We start from the raw sequence: 19701 nt of genomic DNA, 5'->3' as shown, positions 1-19701 counted from the left end.
CCCAAGCTGAGGTGCTTTGGCATTCTGGTCGGGGGGCCTCATGTCCAACACGGTTCCAAGGAACATCGTGCTGCTGTCGGACGGCACCGGCAACAGCGCCAAGGCATTGTTCAAGACCAACGTCTGGCGACTTTTCCAGCTGCTGGACCTGCGTGATCCGAGCAGGCAGATCGCGTTTTACGACGACGGTGTCGGCACCTCGTCCTTCAAGCTGTTCGCGGCGCTCGGCGGCATCTTCGGCTTCGGCCTGAAGCGCAACGTGATCGCGATCTACAGCTTCTGCTGCCGCAACTACCGGCCGGGCGATCGCATCTACTGCTTCGGCTTCAGCCGTGGCGCGTTCACGATCCGCATCGTGGCGGCGATGATCGCAGGGCAGGGGCTGGTCCCCTATCACGACAACGAGGCCGATCTCGCGCGCTTCGCTGCGGACGCGTATCGCCGCTACCGCCGGCGCTACAACAGCGGCCTCCTGCGCTATCTCGGCAAGGTCGGCGTGGACCTGCGTGGCATCCGGGACTGGGGAATCAGGACGCTGCGCCGCCTGACGGGCGTCGCCGCCGAGGCGCCGCCCGCTGTCGCGGTCGAGAGCGTGCATTTCGTCGGCATCTGGGACACGGTCGACGCCTATGGCGGTCCGATCGAGGAGATGACGCGCGCCATCGACTATTGGATCTGGCCGCTGTCGATGCCGGACCAGTTCATGAGCTCGAAAATCCACCGCGCCTGCCATGCGCTCGCGATCGAGGAGGAGCGCGACGCCTTCCGCCCGGTGATCTGGGACGAGCGCTATGTGCGGGGACGCGACGCCCACGTGCCGGGGCGTCCGGACAAGACCGACTGGCTGTTCGACATCAACCATGATCCGCGCAGCGAGGCCGCGAAGCTGGCCGAGCCGGCACCGCATCTGCGCACAGACCTGCCGCCGCGCGACCGCGAGCGCATCAGCCAGGTGTGGTTCACCGGCGTGCATTCCGACGTCGGCGGCGGCTATCCGCAGGACGGCCTCGCCTATGTCACGCTCGACTGGATGCTCGACCGCGCCCAGGCCTACGGCCTCGTCTATCTCGATGAGCGGCGGCGGCTGTTGTACGATCCCGAGATCGATCCGCTCGACAAGCTCAACGATTCCCGCAAGGGGATCGCTGCCTATTATCGCTACAAGCCGCGCAATCTGCGCGAGATCTACGACGCGCCGCCGTACCGGCTGTCGTTGCGCTACGATCTCCGTCGCATCAAATGGCTGCTGCGGTCGCCGTTCAAGCCGCAGACCGAGCTTCTGGCGGCCGACCTGCATCCGAGCCTCCCACAGCCGCCGCTGCTGCCGGTGAAGCCGACCATCCACCGCACCGTGTTCGAGCGCATCGCGGCCGGCCCCGATCGTTATGCCCCGGTGGTCGTGCCCGCGTCCTACCGGGTCACGGATGAGACCGATACGCCGGTCGATGCGCCGCATCCGCTCGACAAGGGCCACGCGCGGACCCGGGTTCAGGACGACGTCTGGAACTGGGTGTGGCTGCGCCGCGTGGTCTATTTCGCGACGATGCTTGCGCTGCTGTTCGTCGTCGCGATCCCTTGCGCCGTCATCTATTGGCCGCGCTTCCTTTATGATCCGCTGCATGTGGTCGGCGACCCCGTCATCAACGCGGCCGCTGCCTTCCTGCCGAAGCTCGTCGCGCCATGGCTCGTCGCATGGCGTGACTCGCCGGGTTTCATGTTGATCGGCGCGGCTGCGGCCCTCGGCCTGACGCTGTGGGGCACCTCGCTGCAGCAGACCATCCGCGATGCCGCGCGCATTGCCTGGAACGATCCATCCGCGCACAAGCCGGTGACCGGCTGGCGCGCGACGGTCTATGCGCTGCGTCGCCAGGGCTGGTACATCGCCGGCTTCTACGTCCTGAAATCGTGGATCTTCCCGACGGCGATCACGTTCTGGCTGTTCTGGTGGCTGGCGTTCGGTGCGGCCAACACGGCCGGCCTGTTCTGCAAGGCCACGCTGAGGCCGACCGAGGTCGAGTACACCGAGATCGGCGCCTACCCTGGTGGCAGCATCCGGCCGGTGTTCGAGACGCGCCACCATTGCTATCCGACGGCACTCAGCGTGGCGCAGGACGAGACCTATCAGATCACGCTCGATGTCGGAGAGGCGTGGAGCGACGCCGACATTCCTGCGACTCCGGCCGGCTTCGGGTACGGGACCTGGGCGCAACTGCCGGGCGTGCCGTTCAAGCGGCTGATCTGGTCGAACTGGTTCGCGCCCATCGTGCGCGTGGGCAGCACGGGATTGGAGGAGCATCTCCTCGCATTCCAACCGGAATCACCCGGCAGCAGCCGCTGGACGGCCAGGTTCACCGCACGCAGCGACGGGGAGGTGTTCGTCTACGTCAACGACACCTCCATCCTGTTTCCCAGGCTGTTGTATCAGTTCTATTTCAACAACAAGGGCAACGCGGCCGTCTCGATGAATAAGCTGTAACGTCCCGCGCCGTCACGCAGCGTTGCCGAACACGCGCTTGAAGATCGTGTCGACGTGCTTGAGGTGATAGCCGAGTGCTCCCGCCTGCGGCTCGCGTACGCCTCTCTCGCCTGGGACGGCGGCGAATGTTCAGATCATTCCGGACCAGCGCGGCAGGCGGCGCATCTTCTGCTCCAGCCTGCTTCTGAACGCTCGTATGATGTCCTCGGACATCTCCTGCTTGGTGATCGGCTGGCCGATCGACTTGCTGAGACAGAGCAGGAAGATCGCCTTGTTCTCCTTGAAGCCGCGGAAATCCGACCAGGCAAACCTTGACGTCATCCGCGGACCCCTGATCTCGATGCCGTCATCGTCCTCGCGCAGTTCCATCGCGCCATACAACATGGGATTCTGCCGATAGAGCGATCCCGCGCGGATCGGGATCATGACAAATATCGTCAGCGCAGCGGTGGCCAGACCTGCGACGGCGCAGAACAACAGCCACAGCAGCGCTGCGACCGCCAGGGTCGTTCCTTCATATCTGTCGAACAGCTCCAGCAACTGCGTTACGGCAAAGACCGCAAAGAGCACCGTCCCGAAGACGATCGCTTGGCCATCGCCATTCTGCAGACGAGCCCCTTGGACCAGCGCTGCTTTGTCGAGTTGGTAGCGTAGTTGCATTTGTAAGAGATCCTGGCCGCCGGCGCCCCGTCACGCTGCGCCGAACACGCGCTTGAAGATCGTGTCGACGTGCTTGAGGTGATAGTCGAGGTCGAACTGCTCGTCGATCTCGGCGTCGGTGAGATACTTCTTCACCTCGGCATCGGCCTTGAGCAGGGTGCGGAAGTCGCCTTCGCCGCGCCACACCGGCATCGCGTTGCGCTGCACGAGCTTGTAGGAGTCCTCGCGGCTCGCGCCCTTCTGGGTGAGGGCGATCAGCAGGCGCTGCGAGTGGACGAGGCCGCCGAGCTTGTCGAGATTCTTCTCCATGTTGGCCGGATAGACCAGCAGCTTCTCGACCAGGCCGGCGAGGCGCACCAGCGCGAAGTCGAGCGTGACCGTGGCATCCGGGCCGATCATGCGCTCGACCGAAGAGTGCGAGATGTCGCGCTCGTGCCAGAGCACGACGTTCTCCATCGCCGGCGTCACATAGGCGCGCACCATGCGGGCGAGGCCGGTGAGGTTCTCCGACAGCACCGGATTGCGCTTGTGCGGCATCGCGGAGGAGCCCTTCTGGCCCTCCGAGAAGAACTCCTCGGCTTCCAGCACTTCCGTGCGCTGCAGGTGGCGCACCTCGGTGGCGAAGCGCTCCACGGAGGAGGCGATCACGCCGAGGGTAGCAAAGAACATCGCGTGGCGGTCGCGGGGAATCACCTGCGTGGAGATCGGCTCCGGCGACAGGCCCATCGCCTTGGCGACGTGCTCCTCCACGCGCGGATCGATCTGCGCAAAAGTGCCGACCGCGCCGGAGATCGCGCAGGTCGCGACCTCCTTGCGCGCGGCGACCAGGCGCTCGCGGGCGCGTGAGAACTCGGCATGGGCGTAAGCGAGCTTGAGACCGAACGTGACCGGCTCGGCATGAATGCCGTGCGAGCGGCCGATGGTCGGCGTCATCTTGTGCTCGAAGGCGCGCTTCTTCAGCGCGGCGAGGACCTTGTCGAGATCGGCGAGCAGCAGGTCGGCGGCGCGCGTCAGCTGCACGTTGAGGCAGGTGTCGAGCACGTCCGACGACGTCATGCCCTGGTGCACGAAGCGCGCCTCGGGGCCGACGATCTCGGCGAGATGGGTGAGGAAGGCGATGACGTCGTGCTTGGTCTCGCGCTCGATCTCATCGATGCGGGCGACGTCGAAGGTGGAGTCCTTGGCCTTGGCCCAGATCGTCTTGGCCGCGTCCTTCGGGATCGTGCCGAGCTCCGCCAGCGCGTCCGCCGCATGCGCCTCGATCTCGAACCAGATCTTGAACCGGGTCTGCGGCTCCCAGATCGAGGCCATTTCGGGACGGGTATAGCGGGGGATCATCGACGTCGCTCCAGGCGGGAGGGAAGGTGGGCGGGACGAAAGCGTCCGCGCCGGCAGCATTTTACGCCGCGCTTTACCAGAGCGGCCGGGGCGACACAAACAATGGCGTTCCCAGGTGGAAATGGCTCGATAAAGGTATCTAAATACTTTTCCAAAAATCGCGCTGACAGATATTGAAATCTGTCAGCGCGATGGTGTATGTTCTCTTAGCTATCGTGCTTAAGACCAACTTACACTGTCTGACCTTTGGTTCAGCGGTTTCAACTGCGAAGGACCGCTTCGATGAAGATTGAAAAGCGATTGTTGCACTCACAATTTCAGGACTGGTTGAACGTCCAGGTCGCGCGTCACCTGGAGGCGCAAGCGGCCAAGTTCCGTGCGCCGGTCTCGGGCGAATTGGCCGAGACGATCCAGATCAAGGCGCATGCGACCGACTCCGATATGGTGCACGCATGAATGAGGCCGTGGTTCTGACGTCCGAGCGCATCCTCGAAGTCACCGAGGACGTGTTGCGCCGTTACGGGCTCGCCAAAGCGACGGTCGTCGACGTCGCGAGAGCGCTCGATGTCAGCCACGGCTCCGTCTACCGTCACTTTCCGAGCAAGGCGTCGCTGCGCGAGGCGGTCGCCAAACGCTGGCTCGAGCGGGTCAGCGCGCCGCTGGCGCAGATCGCCGCCGAGCCCGGGCCGGCGCCGGCCAGGCTGGAGCGCTGGCTGCGCGAGCTGTTCGACGCCAAGCACAAGCGGGTCTGCGAGGACCCCGAGATGTTCGCGACCTATCTGACCCTCGCGCGCGAAGCCTGCTCGGTGGTCAGGGCGCACAAGCAGGACCTGATCGCCCAGGTCGAAGGCATCATCGCCGAGGGAGTCGCGCAGGGCGCGTTCGACGTCACCGATCCCAAGGTTGCAGCCGCCGCCATCTTCGATGCGACCCGCAGCTTCCATCACCCCGCCCACGCCGACGAATGGGCCGACTGCACCTGCTCGACCCGCGTCGATGCCGTGCTGACGCTGCTGTTGCGGGGTCTGGCGGCGCGCTAGTCTGCACGCCTGAGGTGTTCGCATCGCGACGAGCGGGCACGCCCAAATCTCTCCGCCGTCATTCCGGGGCGGCGCGAAGCGACGAGCCCGGAATCCATAACCACGACCGTCCGCGTAGCGAAGACAGGCGCAACGGCCTGCTCGCGTCACACGCCATCCCGTGGCTACGGATTCCGGGCTCGCGCCGCTGCGCGACGCGCCCCGGAATGACGCGGTGAGAGCGTGCCAGCATCTCGTCGCAAATGATGTCGCGCGAAGGTCGCAAGCCCTCTCCGCGTCATTGCGAGCGCAGCGAAGCAATCCGGGGTGGTGGGCGGGACTCTGGATTGCTTCGCTGCGCTCGCAATGACGGGTGGATAGGGCTTGGGCGCCAATGAGCGGCAGCGCGCGCCCTGCGGGCAGGAGCTACAAATCCGTCAGGCCGCTGGTGACCGCCAGTCGCACCAGCTGCGCATCGGTCTGCAATCCCGTCTTGGCCTTCACCAGATAATGATAGTTCTGCACCGTCTTGACGCTGAGATGCAGATTGGCGGCGATCTGCTCGGTGGTGAGGCCGGAGGCGAGCTGGCGCAGGATTTCGATCTCGCGCTCGCCGAGCCGGTCGAGCACGGTCTGCTGCGGATCGAGGCTGTCGGCGGCGAGCACGTGGGCGACGTCGTCGCTTAGCGCGCGCTCGCCACGGATCACCATTCGGATGGCGCGGACCAGCGCCGACGGCTCGCTGCTCTTGGTGACGAAGCCGCTCGCACCGGCGGCGAATGCCGCCTTCACCAGCGGCGCCTCGCCATGCATCGAGAACACCAGGATGCAGGCGCGGCTGTCGCGGGCGCGGATGTTGCGGATCGCCTCGAGCCCGCTGGCGCCTTTCATCGAGATGTCGAGCACGACGACGTCGGGCGTGTGCGCCTTGAACGCGGCGTAGGCCGCCGCGGCGCTGTCGGCCTCGGCGATGACGCGAAAACCATCCTGGCTCTCCAGCACGCGGCGATAGCCCTGGCGGACGACGGGATGATCATCGACCAGCAGAATCGAGATGCCTTTCGGCTCGGCCATGGTCTCAGGCCGCCAGCGGAATCGTGGCTGATACGCTGAGCCCGCGCGCCGCCGGCGCGATCGACAGCGAGCCGCCGACCGCGGCGATGCGCTCGCGGATGCCGGTGAGGCCGAAGCCGGCCGATTGTGCGAGCTGGGCCGCGTCACCGCCGCCGTCATCCTCCACCGAGATCACGAGCGCGCTCTCAGCACCCGAGCGGCGCTCGACGCGCAGCGACACTTCGCTGGCATCGCCGTGGCGCAGCGCATTGGTCAGGCATTCCTGCGCCATGCGATAGGCTGTGACGGCGACCGGCCCCTGGATGTCGGCGAGGTCGCCATGCAGATCGAGCCGGATCGCCGGCCGCGCGGCATGCTGATAGTTCTGCGTCAGCGCCACGAGGCCAGCTTCGAGGCCGAGCTCCTCGGCGAGCGGACGGCGCAGCCGGCTCAAGGTGCCGCGCAGGCAGGCCATCAGATGCGTGACGGATTGCGTGATCATGCGCGCATCCTGCGCGACCTGGTCTTTACGGCCCTGGGCGCTTTCAATGGTCGATGCGAAGGCCAGGATCGCGGTCAGGTTCTGCCCGAACTCGTCGTGCAGCTCGCGCGCCAGCGCGCGACGCTCCTCGTCGCGGATGTCGAGCAGGCGCTCGGTCAGCGCCGCGCGCTGTTCGTTGGCCTGGGAGAGCCGGTCGCCGAGTTCGCCGACGGCGCGGCCAATCATGGCGAGCTCCATCGAGCGGAAGCGCGGCAGCGCCGGGCGGTGCTCGCCTTCGGCCATCCGCTGCAACGCCTGGACGATGCTGCGCGCCGGCGCCAGCGCATGCGCGATCGCCAGCGACGCGAGCACGCCGATCGCGACCGCCATCGCCATCGCCACGCCGAACGAGTCCTGGATGCGCTGCCAGGCGAGCTGGATGGCGGCATCGGGATCGGCGATCGCCGACACGGTTCCGGCCGTCGTGGTGCGGGCGCTGATCGCTTGCGCGACAGCGGCGTGTTCGCCGAGCACGGCTTCAACGAGTCCTGAGAACCAGCGCGGCGGGGCGGCGCCGAGGCCCTTGCTCTGGCCGCACAGCGGCTTTTCGAAGGCGGCTTCCGGCTTGAACTGCACGCAGATGCCCGGTGCGATCAGCTTCATCGTCTCGGTCGTGCGCCAGTCGGGCACCGGCAGCAGGTGATCGCGCGTCCGATTGCTGCGCAACAGCAGCTCGCGCCAATACAGCGCCTCGAGCGCCTGCGACACGCGATCGGCGGAGGCGGCCGTGGCGCGGTCGACGCTGCGATAGGCATCGACGGTGACCCAGACCGCGGCAGCGGCGAGGCACAGCACCACGATCAGCGCAAGACGCGCAATCAGCGCAAGCACGAGGCGCATGCGATCCCTCCACGGCGTTTGCCGCAGCGTAACAACAGGCCCCGGATGCCGCCAAGCAAATGCACTGCAGCAAGCGCAATTTGGGAAAATTTCCCGAACGCCCCGAGGCAGATGTCTTTGGACGACGTTCCGCTGCTCTGCTTAACTTGACCGTCAAGGCGCCGGACACAAACGGGCGCGTCGGGGAGTTCATGCATGAGCGTGGTCAGCGGTGCCGAAGCGGTGGAACCTGCGCGCGACAGCGCCGAGCGCGGCCCGCTGCTGCTCTGGATGATCTTCACCGGGCTGACCGTGTTCGCCGCCGTGGTGCTGGCGCGCTACGGCTATTTCCATCTGATGGTCGCCTCCGACCGCACCTACATCTCCAGCGTCGTCACCGTGCTCTATGTCGTGACCTGCTGCCACTGCTTCTGGCGCACCAGGGCGATCGCCCGCGAGGCGGACGCGGCGAGGCGCTGTCGCGCGGTCCTGATCGGACCCGACGCCGAGCGCGCGCTCGAGCCGGAGGCGCAATTGCTGCCGCAGGGGCTCGTCACCAATCACATCAGGAGCCTCGTCACCAAGGCGAGGACGCAAGGGGCAGGGCGGCTCGACCAGACGCTGCTGCTCCGCACGCTCGCCGACCGGCTGCGCGGCTCGAACGGCTTTGGCGGCTTCGCCTCGGACACGCTGATGAAGCTCGGCCTGCTCGGCACCATCATCGGCTTCATCATCATGCTGGCGCCGATCGCCGGCCTCGACGTGAACGACAAGCTCGCCATGAAATCCTCGATGGGGCTGATGAGCGACGGCATGGCGGTGGCGATGTACACGACGCTCGCCGGCCTGGTCGGCTCGATCCTGGTGCGGATCCAGTACTACATGCTGGACGCAGCGACCGGCCGGGTGTTCTCCGACGCGGTCATGCTGACCGAAACGCGGGTGACGCCGCGGCTCGAGCGCGCGATGGAGCGCGTCGCGGAGCAGGGCGCATGATGGACGATTTCGGACTCTATCCGCGCGAGGAGCAGTTCGATCCGTTCAGCGTGATGCTGTTCAAGGCGCTGCAGATCGTCGCGTTCTTCTTCTTCATCGCGGTGCTCGCGATCTCCCCGGACGCCAAGGACGGCAAGGTCGACAGCAAGGCCGAGTTCCTGATCACGATGGATTGGCCGGACAACCATCCTGATGATCTCGATTTGTTCGTGCAGGACCCCGTCGGCAACATCGCCTGGTACCGGCACCGCGAGGCCGGCTTCCTCACGCTCGACCGCGACGACCGCGGCGGCGCCAATGATTTCATCCTGGTCAACGGACTGAAGATCCCGTCGCCGATCCGCGAGGAGATCGTGACCATCCGGGGCATCGTCGCCGGCGAATACACCGTCAATATCTCGCATTTCCAGAACGTCAGCGGCACGCCGGTCGAGGCTACTGTGAAGGTGCAGAAGCTCAACCCGACGGCGCAGGTGATCTTCGACGACAAGGTCGTGCTCGACCATTCCGGCGACGAGAAGACCGCGCTGCGCTTCAAGCTCGATGCGGCCGGCAAGGTGATCGACGTGCAGCGCCGGCCGAAATCACTGCTGGAGACGTTCCGCAGCAACTGGCGCAACGGCGCCGATCTCGATCCCAAAACCGGCGTCCGGGTGATCAGGCAATGATGAGCAGTCTGCAGACCGTCATCGTCACGCTGTCCGTCTGCTATGCGCTGATCGGCGCGCTGCTGCTCTTGGTGCTGGTCTATGCGCGGCTGCCGTGGCCGGTGAAGGCGGTGGCGGTGGTCATCACCAGCGCGTTCTATATCGGCAGCTTCGTCGGCGCGCGCGGCCTGCTCGGCTGGGCCAGCATCGACCGGCTGCCGAAGAGCTTCAAGGTGCTGCAGGTGCGGATCGTCGACCCGCACAGCCTCGCGGGCGATCCCGGCGCGGTCTATCTGTGGGTCGAGGCGCTCGACGACGACAATCGCCCGAGCGGCGTGCCGCGCGCCTATCGCATCCCCTTCAGCGATACGCTGGCCGAGAAAGCCCAGCACGCCGCCGACCAGATCGCCGCCGGCCATCCGCAGGGCGGCCGCGCCGCCGATTTCGGCACGGGCGACGGTGGGGTCATCGACGCCGCGCGCGAATACATCCTGCCCAAGACCATCATCGAGACCGCTGGCGGCGATCCTTCGACCGGCGAATTCAAGGCGGCGAAAAACGCCGGCGACGGCGTCTCGTTCACGCCCCTGCTGCCGCCGCGCATGCCGCCGAAGGACGAGCAGTAGCGGCGCGGGCGGGGCTGTCGTCAGTTCGACGTGGTCTCGGCTGCAATCCGGTGGGCAACGAACGTGCCGTTGGGTTGATGAAAGACCAGCGTGTCGATCTCGCCGGCAGCATTGCGTCGAAACTCGACGCGGAAACCTTCGAGCTCGACGATGCTGAAGATGCCGCCTTGGTAGGGCCGCAGGCGATACAGCGGCTGATAGTCCGATTTCAGCGTCAGTTCGCCGTCGTCCTGAAGCGTGATCAAATGCGTCGTCGCGCCGTGCCGCCAAGCGCCAGCACAGGACGCGCGGAAGTCCGCTTCCATGCAGTCGCCACCGGGAGTGCGCTGAAACACGATGTCCGCGACCAACGGGTCGAGCTGCGCGGAGAGGCTGGCGACATTGCCGTCACGATCGGTGTGGAACGAGAGCGCGAGACGGTCGGGATTGAGGTCATACGGCAGCAGTGGCGTCTCGAAGGTCTCGTAGTGGCGATGCGCGAGTGGCCCTGCGAAGCTGCGGTAAGCCCAGTCGAGGCCGTCATCCGCCACCGTGATGGTGATCCGTCCGTAGCCGGGATGCTGGTAGCTGCCGGCGTAGTCCGATAGCGGATGCGCCGGCGGAGCGTTGGGCTTCCGCGCGGCCGTGCGGGTCTGCTCGTCGGTCTCGGCCTGCGCCAATGCCTTGCGGCGGAGATCACGCAACCGTTCGAGCCACGGCACCGGCTCCTGGCCCACGACGAGGCGGTCGGTCACGTAGTTGATCAGGATGGCGGGAACAGGCGCCCCCGAGACATTGCAGAATACGGCCACCCCGAATTTCTTGTCGGGGATCATCCGCATCAGCGTGCTCCAGCCGAGCCAGCCGCCGGAATGCCCGACGACCCGCTCGCCGCGATAGGACGTCGAGGTGAAGCCCAGCCCATAATGGAAATGGCCGAACTCACGATCCGGGCCGGACGACAGCACGCGCGGTGCCTGCATCTCGTGGACCAGGGCTGCGGGGAGCAGCCGCCGGCCTTCGAACTCGCCTTCGGCGAGCAGGAACCTCATCCAATTGGCGATCGCCGTCACCGACGTGTTGATGCCGCCGGCGGCTGCCGCATGAAGCGGCCAGAGTTTCGTTCGCTGCCGCTCGTTGCGATGGACGATGTAGGGCGCGGCCGCGTCTTCCGCCTTCGCCAGATCGGCGACGGTCGTCGTCATCGCCATCTGCAGCGGATCGGTGATCCGGCTGCGGATGAAGTCCTCCCAGCGCTGACCGCTGACCCGTTCGGCGACCAGGCCGGCGACGAAGTAGCCGAGATTGCTGTATTGCCAGCTGGTGCGAATGTCCCGGCTCGGCTCGATGTGGCGCATGGCGGCCAGCATCTCCGTCTGCGACAGCCCGCCCGGCATCCAGATCCAGTCGTGTCGGGGCAGGCCGCTGTGATGGGACAACAGGTCACGCACGGTCACACGGTCCGTTGCGATCGGGTCGTGCAGGCGGAATTCCGGCACGTAGTCGCGAACCGGCTTGCTCCAGTCGAGCCGGCCATCGGCCACCAGCATCGCAAGGCCCGTGGCGGTGAAGGTCTTGGTGATCGAGCAAATAGTGAATTGGGTTTGCGGAGTCGTCGGCAATCCGGCTTCGACGTCGCGTTGACCATACGCCTTGAGCAGCGCGGTCTCGCCATTCTGGACGATCGCGATGGCGACGGCGGGGACCTGCCATTCCTGCATCGCTTCGGCAGCGAGTGCGTCGAGGCCGGGCGTAACGGCAGCCAGATCCGATGGCACGACGGGGATGTTCATCTGTTTCTCGCATGGGACCATGCGACGCCGCATCTGGCGGTGTGTCGCAGGGTTGAATGAGCAACGTGAGGTGATCGAAGTGTTAGCGTCGCGAGACGACCAGCCTATGCCGATCGCAATGTTACGTTGTGTAACATCATGAACGCGACGAAGCAACCGAAGAGACGAGAGCATCTTTGCTCCGCGCCGTGTCGCGCATGCTCGGCCCGACGATGAAGCAGCACGCGATTGAGCCGCGTGGACGTCTCACGGCGGACGAAATTGCCAACTGCTCTCCTCCGCGATAGGTTGCACATCATCACGGTTCGATTGGTGCTTGCATGGACGACATTTCAAGGAGGGCATTGCGATGCGCAGGCTGACGATTGCTTTGACCGTTGCCGTGGTGTGGCCAGCAGGACAGGCGCTCGCCTGGTGGGACGAGGGCCACATGCAGATTGCCTATGTGGCCTACAAGAAGCTCTCTCCCGCGGCGCGCGACCGCGCCGATGCGCTGCTCAAGCTCAATCCCGACTATGCCAGCTGGATCGCTGGCGCGCCGCAGGGCCAGGAGAAGCTCTACGCCTTCGTGCATGCCGCGACCTGGCCCGACGACATCAAGATGAAGACGGACTATTACGACGATCAGGTGACGGACTCGACCGCCAAGCAGCTCGTGCCGTACGGTCATCTCAAGCACACCCATTGGCACTACAAGGATTCGCTGATCGCGGCCGACGACACGCCGCTGCCGCGCCCGGATCCGGTCGACGCGGTATCGCAGCTCAAGCTGATGATCGCAAAGCTGCCGGCGAGCACCGACGCCTCGGAGCCGCTGCGCTCGTACAGCCTGAGCTGGGCGATCCACCTGGTCGGCGATCTGCACCAGCCGCTGCACGCCATCGCGCGCTACTCGGCCGCGCTGCCCGACAAGGGCGGAGACCGCGGCGGCAACGAGCTGCAGGTCGTCGCCGCCAATGGCGAGACGCAGAATCTGCACGCCTATTGGGACGGCATCTTCGGCGGTTATTCCACGGTGTTCGGCGCCATCTTCGATGCCGATCAGCGCGGCGGCCTGTCCTCCATCGTCGCCGATGCCGGCAAGGCGCAGATCATCGATCCCGCGACCTGGGCGCAGGAGAGCTTCGAACTGGCCAAGAGCGTCGCCTACGCCGCGCCTGTTCGGACCGACAAGCAGCCGGTCGAACTCACGCGCGACTACGAGACCAACGCTCGCGACCTCGCCCGTAAGCAGGCCCCACTCGCCGCCGCGCGGCTCGCCAACCTGCTGGAGGTCGTGTTGCATTAGAGCAGCGCGTGTAGCCCGGTTGAGCACCGCGATATCCGAATTCACCGCAACAGGCTGCGCGCGCAGTCTTTCCTCGGCCATCCTTCGAGACGCCCGCCTTCGGCGGGCTCCTCAGGATGAGGGCTTTTCTCCGCGGCAAAGCTGTTGATCCTCGCCATGAACGCCCCGCTCGGCGTGTTCATGATCGATGTGCAACACCGTATTCGGTGCCAGCCCCTCATGGTGAGGAGCGTCGCTCTTGACGCGTCTCGAACCATGAGGCCACGGAAATCCCGCGTCGGAAAACCATATGCGATCGCCCTGCGGCTATGAGGCGATGAACCTGACAACGGTCGACAGCAACTCATCGCGAGAGGAGGCGAGGTTGCCAGTGGTATTCGGAGCCTCCGGCACAGCAACAGAGCCAAATCTCATGCCATACATCATCGTGCTGATTGCCATCATCGGCATCGTGGGCCTGCAACTGATCGGTGCGGTCCCGACCGACGCCGTCGGCGGAGGCCTGGTGATCGCCGCGGCCACGTTCGTCGCGGTTCTGGCCATTGCCGTCCACGAGGCCTGGACGAAGCAGCGCGGTGTGCTCGGCTGGATCGTGAACATCGTCGTTTCGCTGCTCGGCGCCTTCCTGGCCGCCCAGCTCGCTGGTCCGCTCGTCGCCATTCCGCTCCTGAAGCTTACAGGCGATGGCAGCAGCTCGCTGGCGGCCGCGGGAGGCGGCGTGATGTCTGCCGCGCTCGCCCTCATGATGATCGTCACGATCGCGGGGTCCTCGGGCGCGCTGTGGCTCGTGAACCGCCGACGATAACGTGAAAACGCACCGACGCGAAAATTTCTATTTCCTTTTTTCAGAAATCATGCTTAGATCCCGCCATCCCGTTCCGATGCAGAGGGACGTAGCGCGCGATCGTCACGATACGTGGGGCGGGGATGCGATGGACGCTGGGCTGGCGTGAGACGAACGTCTGGCCTGCGGACGTGAAGTCGTGTGGTCCTGGCCTCCCGGTGCCGAGGTCAAGTCGATGCCAGCGCTCGTGCGTTGCGTCGATGACGGGGTCAACAAGCCGGTCCCCGGGGAGAGCACGATATAAGCGTTAAAACCGTCGCGCGGGGAATGCCGGATGTTCGGCTGAACCTGTGGTGACTGCCGCCTGCTTTCTTTTCTGCAGGCGGGCCATGGGTGAGGCCTTCACCCGGCATTCCCCGCGCCCTCTCGCTTGTCGACGGGGCGGAACGACGCAAAGCTCGGGCGTGATCCGCCGCGAGAACGAGAGGTCGTGCCGCGCGCGAAGCGGCGCGGCAAAAACCTCTTGCTCAGGCGCGCCCGGTTTGATGTTGCTCAAAGGCCGTGCGACGCCCACTTGTACGGTGCAACCGGGAGGATGCGCGTGCTGCTGGCGATTTTCACCGATATCCATGCCAATCGGCAGGCCTTTGCGGCCTGTCTGGAGGCGGCTCGCGCGCGCGGCGCCGAGCGCCTCATTTGCCTGGGCGATATCGTCGGCTATGGCGCCGATCCGGAATGGTCGGTCGACACGGTGATGAAGATCGTCGCCGAGGGCGGGCTGGCGGTGCGCGGGAATCACGACAATGCGGTCTCGACCGCGAGTGAGACCATGAATGCCGAAGCGCAGGCGGCGATGGAATGGACGCGGGGCCGGCTCAGCGCCGAGCAGCGGCGCTTTCTTGCCGAGCTGCCGATGAGCGTCGGCGATGATGACCGGCTGTTCGTCCATTCCGAGGCGTCGAGCCCGCCGCGCTGGCGCTACGTGCAATCGTCGGCCGATGCCGCGCGCAGCATGATCGCGACCGAGGCGGCTGTGACGTTCTGCGGCCACATCCACCGTCCGGCGCTGTACTCGATGTCCGCCACCGCCAAGATGACGAGTTTCACCCCGACCGCCAACATGCCGGTTCAGCTGCTGCGCGGCCGGCAATGGCTCGCCGTGGTCGGCTCGGTCGGCCAGCCGCGCGACGGCGATCCGGCCGCGTCCTTCGTGACCTTCGACACGAAGACGCGCGAGCTGACCTATTGCCGCGTGCCCTACGATATCGAGACGGCGGCGCAGCGCATCCGCGACAATGGCCTGCCGCCCTGGCTGGCGCAGCGGCTCTCTATGGGACGTTAGAGCATGCCAAGACCAAAGCTTCAGCCGGGCGCCGTCATCGACGGTTTCACGGTCGGCGAATGCCTGCATTCCGGCGGGATGGCGACGTTGTGGAGCGTCACCCGTCCCGACATCGACCGTCCCATCCTGATGAAGGTGCCGCGCGTCTCCGAGGGCGAGGACCCCGCGGCGATCGTCAGCTTCGAGATGGAGCAGATGATCCTGCCGAAGCTGTCGGGACCGCACGTGCCGGCATGCTTCGCGACCGGTGACTTCACCACCCAGGCCTATGTCGTGATCGAGCAGCTCCCGGGGGAGACGCTGTACAAGCGGCTGCCCGAGCTGCCTTTGTCATATGAGGAGGCGAGGGGGCTGGTGGCGAAGATCGCGACCGCGCTGGCCGATCTGCACCGGCAGCACGTCATCCATCACGACATCAAGCCGTCGAGCATCATGTTCCGCTCGACCGGGGAGGCGGTGCTGATCGACTACGGCCTGTCGTGCCACAAGCACCTGCCGGATCTGCTGCAGGAGGAATTCCGCCTGCCTTACGGCACCGCGCCCTACATGGCGCCGGAGCGCATGATGGGCACGCGCAGCGATCCGCGCAGCGACATCTTCTCGCTCGGCGTGCTCTTGTATTTCTTCACCACGGGCGTGCGGCCGTTCGGCGAGACCGAGACGCTGCGCGGCATGCGCCGGCGTCTCTGGCGCGATCCCTATCCGCCGCGGCAGCTGAAGCCGGACTATCCGCCGTGGCTGCAGGAGATCGTGCTGCGTTGCCTCGAGATCGAGCCGGTGTGGCGCTATCCGACCGCGGCGCAGCTCGCGTTTGATCTCGGCAACCCCGATCAGGTCAAGCTGACGGCGCGCGCGGAGAAGCTCAAGCGCGATCCGATCACGACCGTGTGGCGGCGCCGTTTCAATCGCGGCCTGGTGCAGCCGGAAACGAAGCCGTCCGACGTCGCGTTGCAGATCGCATCGAGCCCGATCGTGGCGGTCGCGATCGACACCTCGGAAGGCGGCGAGGAGCTCAACGGCGCGCTGCGCGTCACCGCCGAGCGCATTCTCGCGACGCTGCCGTCGGCGCGGCTCGCCTGCGTCAACGTGCTCAAGCTCGGCCGCCTGACCATCGACCGCACGCTGGACGAGGAGGGCAACAACAAGCACATCGACCGCATGGTCGCGCTGAAGCACTGGGCGACCCCGCTGAAGCTCGACGCCAGCCGGCTGACGGTGCACGTGCTCGAAGCCGTCGACCCGGCGGCGTCGATCATCGAGTTCGCCGAGGTCAACCAGGTCGACCACATCATCATCGGCGCGAGACGCGACTCCGTGCTGCGCTCGCTGCTCGGCAGCGTCTCGGCGAAGGTGGCCGCGGAAGCTGGCTGCACCGTGACCGTCGTGCGCACCCGCGCCGCCGCGCGCGAGGCGGAGGACGAGGACGACGATACGCCGGCGAAGGTGGTGTCGGGGGGATGAGGGGACGGATGGCGGCGCGTGCTCATCCATTTTACTGAGTTGTGAGTTGGGGGCACATCAACTGAACGTCGGAGCCGAGCTCCTGCAACGAGGGCGGTGCGCTCCCTCGCCCCGTTCTTACGGGGAGAGGGTTGGGGTGAGGGGCAGCCGCACGGGCGGTATCAGTAGGGGCAAACGCGCCGGGAGTGTTTGTGGTTGGACCTGTACCCCCTCACCCGGATTGCATCTTCGATGCAATCCGAACCTCTCCCCGCCCTAGCGAAGCTTCGCTTCGCCCTGGCGGGGCGAGGTGCGCCGTGCGCGCTGCGATATTGTCGCAAGCCAACAAGTAGGAGATCAAATTCGATCGCTGCAGCTGATGACCGCCAACCGTCACCTTCCAACCCTGACCTTCGAAGCGGCATCCACAGCCTCAAATTCGAGCGCAGCTGCCATTGCCTTTCAAACTCACGGCCGCCAGAGTGACATTGTGTCGCGCGTGGGGCGCGCTGGTCTGGTTTGACGAGGGGGACTTCGATGGCGGCAACGGATGTGAGCGTGGCGGGGACGGCATCGCCGAAGGGCAGCCTGTTCGGCTCGCTGTTCTTTCAGGTCGTGGCGGCGCTCGCGATCGGCATCCTGATCGGCGTCGTCGCGCCGGAGACCGCCCAGGGCCTGAAATTCTTCAGCGATGCCTTCCTGCGCCTGATCGCGATGGTCGTTGCCCCGATCGTGTTCTGTGTCGTCGTGCACGGCATCGCCAGCGCCGGCGACCTCAAGAAGGTCGGCCGCGTCGGCGTCAAGTCGCTGTTCTATTTCGAGGGCATGACCACGATCGCGCTGGCCTTCGGCCTGGTGCTGGCGTTGATCTTCGGGCCCGGCCACGGCATGAACATCGACGTCTCCAAGCTCGATGCCAAGCAGCTCGCAACCTTCGCCGACAACGCCCACAAGCTGCAGGGCGGCGGCCTCGGCGGCTTCATCCTCAACATCATTCCGCCGACCGCATTCGATGCCTTCGCCCGCAACGACGTGCTGCAGGTGCTGTTCTTCGCCGTGATCTTCGGCGTCAGCCTGGCGCTGGTCGGCGAGCCCGGCAAGCCGGTGGTCAACCTGATCGATTCCGTGGCGAAGGTGCTGTTCAAGGCGATGGGCCTGATCGTGCGCGTGGCGCCGCTCGGCGTGCTCGGCGCGATCGGCTTCACCGTCGGCAAATACGGCATCGGCTCACTCAAGCAGCTGCTCGCGCTGGTCGTGCTGTTCTACGTCTCGGTGGCGCTGTTCGTCGTCATCGCGCTCGGCCTCGTGATGCGGCTCGCCGGTCTCAGCCTGTTCAAGTTCTTGCGCTACCTGAAGGAGGAGCTGTTGATCGTGTTGGCGACGGCATCATCGGATTCCGTGCTGCCGCAGATCATGCGCAAGCTCGAGGCGATGGGCGTCAAGCAGGAGGTCGTGGGCTTGGTCATCCCGACCGGCTACTCCTTCAACCTCGATGCGTTCTCGATCTACCTGACGCTTGCCGTGGTGTTCATCGCCCAGGCCACCAACACGCCGCTGTCGGTGAGCGACCTGCTGCTGGTGCTCGGCGTGTCCCTGGTGACGTCGAAGGGTGCCCATGGCGTGCCGGGTTCGGCGATCGTCATCCTCGCCGCGACGCTCGGCGCCGTGCCGGCGATCCCCGCCATCGGCCTCGTGCTCGTGCTGTCGGTCGACTGGTTCGTCGGCATCGCGCGGGCCGTCGGCAACCTGATCGGCAACTGCGTCGCCACCGTCGTGGTGGCGGCCTGGGAGAACGACCTCGATCTGGCCAAGGCCAAGACGGTGCTCGACCGCGGCACGGCGGACGAGGTGGAGTATCAGGGGGCGTGAGCGGCGAGTGTCGGAAAATACAGGAGTCATGTCGCCCGCATGAGCGAAGCGCAGGCAAGACGAGTATTCTCGACTGCCACTCCGCTCATGCGGCCTCGGCCATCAGAGCAGGGTCAGGCTCAGCATCAAGCCGATCCCGATCAAAAGGGCGAGAACCAACATCTTGAGCTCGACCAGCTCGGAGCCGATCAGCGGAGCCAGGCGATTCCTCAGCTCGGCATGCCCCGCGTATTTTGTGGGGGAACGCACATGGGTGACCGCCCATGTGCCGATGGCCATCGCCACGAATAGCAGCACGAGCAAACCGATCTTGAAAAAGGAGAGTTCCCAGTGGGCGTGCAGGGCGCCGAGACTCCCCATGATCAGAAGAACGATGAAGGCCGGCCAGATCGCGACAATCGTTCCATCGAGCATGACATGGAGCAATATATCGCTCGCCGAATGTTCACGCTGAAAGCCGCCGGTGACATAGGTGCCGTGGACACCCAAGGCACCGCAGGTGATCACACCAATGAGATAGATGACTGCGACGATCTTGAATGCGGGTGACATCGAGATGCGGGCTTGAGCCATGGGCGTATCAACCGAGAGCGTAGTTCGAGTATTCTACGGAGCCATCTGGAAAGTGGATCTGCCAGATCTCGTAGGCGGTGAAGTTGAAGATCTGCAGCTTGAGAGAGTTGCCGAAGAGCAGGATCAGATCAGCCGTCTCCCTGTCGAACCGGGCATCGCTGCACGATGTCCCATGGAGGAGCCTCGACATTTCCTGCGTCGCATCGATGGGGGCCGGGAGACCATATTGCTGTCGATGGTCGAAGCTCGACAGCACAGCGCGGCCGTGTTGGATGAGACGCCAATAGAAGGCCTTCAGGATGGTGCCGTCTGAAAACCTCAAGCCGACGGCCGCTGTTCCGTTTTCATCAGGGACATCTTCAGCGGAGACATCGACCTGGGTTCCCCGAAGCTTGACGAGACGTTGCTCCAAAGCGGTCAGCATCTCGAATCTCTCTACACTCGATGACGTAATCCAA

Annotated in this window: 18 protein-coding genes; 11 read left to right on the top strand and 7 right to left on the bottom strand. The window is 65.4% G+C overall.

Annotated elements, in window-relative coordinates:
- The first annotated feature begins 40 nt into the window (after window positions 1-40).
- Complete coding sequence (locus tag ACQR1I_RS12370; protein ID WP_434864869.1) at window positions 41-2476, top strand: DUF2235 domain-containing protein; 2436 nt, start codon at window positions 41-43, stop codon at window positions 2474-2476.
- A 129-nt stretch (window positions 2477-2605) separates the two neighbouring features.
- Here the strand turns inward: ACQR1I_RS12370 and ACQR1I_RS12365 are convergent, their stop codons facing one another.
- Together ACQR1I_RS12365 and purB are read right to left on the bottom strand one after the other, a co-directional pair.
- On the bottom strand, window positions 2606-3136 hold the full coding sequence (locus ACQR1I_RS12365) for a YcxB family protein (protein WP_434864868.1): 531 nt from the start codon (window positions 3134-3136) through the stop codon (window positions 2606-2608).
- A 30-nt stretch (window positions 3137-3166) separates the two neighbouring features.
- A complete protein-coding gene (gene purB / locus ACQR1I_RS12360; RefSeq protein ID WP_434864867.1) occupies window positions 3167-4474 on the bottom strand; it encodes an adenylosuccinate lyase in 1308 nt (435 codons plus the stop codon).
- 282 nt (window positions 4475-4756) lie between these two features.
- On the opposite strand from purB, the gene ACQR1I_RS12355 reads away from it, so the two are divergent.
- Window positions 4757-4930: a hypothetical protein gene (locus ACQR1I_RS12355; protein WP_434864866.1), complete on the top strand. Its 174-nt coding sequence runs from the start codon at window positions 4757-4759 to the stop codon at window positions 4928-4930.
- A complete protein-coding gene (locus tag ACQR1I_RS12350; RefSeq protein WP_434864865.1) occupies window positions 4927-5514 on the top strand; it encodes a TetR family transcriptional regulator in 588 nt (195 codons plus the stop codon). Before ACQR1I_RS12355 ends, ACQR1I_RS12350 begins: the two co-directional genes overlap by 4 nt.
- Window positions 5515-5919: 405 nt before the next feature.
- On the opposite strand, the gene ACQR1I_RS12345 is transcribed toward ACQR1I_RS12350, so the two are convergent.
- Entirely contained in the window at window positions 5920-6567 is a 648-nt protein-coding gene (locus ACQR1I_RS12345; protein ID WP_434864864.1) for a response regulator, read from the bottom strand.
- A 4-nt stretch (window positions 6568-6571) separates the two neighbouring features.
- Window positions 6572-7927, bottom strand: a complete 1356-nt coding sequence (locus tag ACQR1I_RS12340) for a histidine kinase (RefSeq protein WP_434864863.1) — start codon at window positions 7925-7927, stop codon at window positions 6572-6574.
- Window positions 7928-8122: 195 nt separating this feature from the next.
- Between ACQR1I_RS12340 and ACQR1I_RS12335 the strand changes: the two genes are divergently transcribed.
- The 3 genes from ACQR1I_RS12335 to ACQR1I_RS12325 are packed head-to-tail and all read left to right on the top strand — an operon-like array spanning window position 8123 to window position 10175.
- Window positions 8123-8902: a MotA/TolQ/ExbB proton channel family protein gene (locus ACQR1I_RS12335; RefSeq protein WP_434864862.1), complete on the top strand. Its 780-nt coding sequence runs from the start codon at window positions 8123-8125 to the stop codon at window positions 8900-8902.
- Window positions 8899-9570, top strand: a complete 672-nt coding sequence (locus tag ACQR1I_RS12330; protein WP_434864861.1) for a hypothetical protein — start codon at window positions 8899-8901, stop codon at window positions 9568-9570. The genes ACQR1I_RS12335 and ACQR1I_RS12330 overlap by 4 nt, the downstream gene beginning before the upstream one ends.
- Window positions 9567-10175 carry a hypothetical protein gene (locus ACQR1I_RS12325; protein WP_434864860.1) on the top strand — a complete coding sequence of 203 codons (609 nt, stop codon included), beginning with the start codon at window positions 9567-9569 and terminating at the stop codon, window positions 10173-10175. Before ACQR1I_RS12330 ends, ACQR1I_RS12325 begins: the two co-directional genes overlap by 4 nt.
- Before the next feature lie 20 nt (window positions 10176-10195).
- Here ACQR1I_RS12325 and ACQR1I_RS12320 read toward each other — a convergent pair whose 3' ends face one another.
- A complete protein-coding gene (locus ACQR1I_RS12320; RefSeq protein WP_434864859.1) occupies window positions 10196-11947 on the bottom strand; it encodes a serine hydrolase in 1752 nt (583 codons plus the stop codon).
- Between the two features lie 349 nt (window positions 11948-12296).
- On the opposite strand from ACQR1I_RS12320, the gene ACQR1I_RS12315 reads away from it, so the two are divergent.
- The 5 genes from ACQR1I_RS12315 to ACQR1I_RS12295 all read left to right on the top strand — a co-directional run bounded on the left by ACQR1I_RS12315 (window position 12297) and on the right by ACQR1I_RS12295 (window position 18670).
- Entirely contained in the window at window positions 12297-13235 is a 939-nt protein-coding gene (locus ACQR1I_RS12315; RefSeq protein ID WP_434864858.1) for a S1/P1 nuclease, read from the top strand.
- A 316-nt stretch (window positions 13236-13551) separates the two neighbouring features.
- On the top strand, window positions 13552-14040 hold the full coding sequence (locus tag ACQR1I_RS12310; RefSeq protein ID WP_434864857.1) for a hypothetical protein: 489 nt from the start codon (window positions 13552-13554) through the stop codon (window positions 14038-14040).
- A 580-nt stretch (window positions 14041-14620) separates the two neighbouring features.
- A complete protein-coding gene (locus ACQR1I_RS12305) occupies window positions 14621-15361 on the top strand; it encodes a metallophosphoesterase family protein (RefSeq protein ID WP_434864856.1) in 741 nt (246 codons plus the stop codon).
- 3 nt (window positions 15362-15364) lie between these two features.
- Window positions 15365-16822, top strand: coding sequence for a serine/threonine protein kinase (locus tag ACQR1I_RS12300; RefSeq protein ID WP_434864855.1), 1458 nt, complete (start codon window positions 15365-15367; stop codon window positions 16820-16822).
- 516 nt (window positions 16823-17338) lie between these two features.
- Entirely contained in the window at window positions 17339-18670 is a 1332-nt protein-coding gene (locus ACQR1I_RS12295) for a dicarboxylate/amino acid:cation symporter (RefSeq protein ID WP_434864854.1), read from the top strand.
- Between the two features lie 102 nt (window positions 18671-18772).
- Here ACQR1I_RS12295 and ACQR1I_RS12290 read toward each other — a convergent pair whose 3' ends face one another.
- Both ACQR1I_RS12290 and ACQR1I_RS12285 read right to left on the bottom strand, forming a co-directional pair.
- Entirely contained in the window at window positions 18773-19243 is a 471-nt protein-coding gene (locus ACQR1I_RS12290; RefSeq protein ID WP_434864853.1) for a hypothetical protein, read from the bottom strand.
- A gap of 7 nt (window positions 19244-19250) precedes the next feature.
- Window positions 19251-19667 carry a hypothetical protein gene (locus tag ACQR1I_RS12285; protein WP_434864852.1) on the bottom strand — a complete coding sequence of 139 codons (417 nt, stop codon included), beginning with the start codon at window positions 19665-19667 and terminating at the stop codon, window positions 19251-19253.
- Between the last annotated feature and the right edge of the window lie 34 nt (window positions 19668-19701).

The sequence above is a fragment of the Bradyrhizobium sp. HKCCYLS2038 genome (assembly GCF_051167655.1).
Lineage (GTDB): Bacteria > Pseudomonadota > Alphaproteobacteria > Rhizobiales > Xanthobacteraceae > Bradyrhizobium.
The sequence above is the reverse complement of the archived record's forward strand: the minus strand, read 5'-3'. Positions and strand labels throughout refer to the sequence as shown.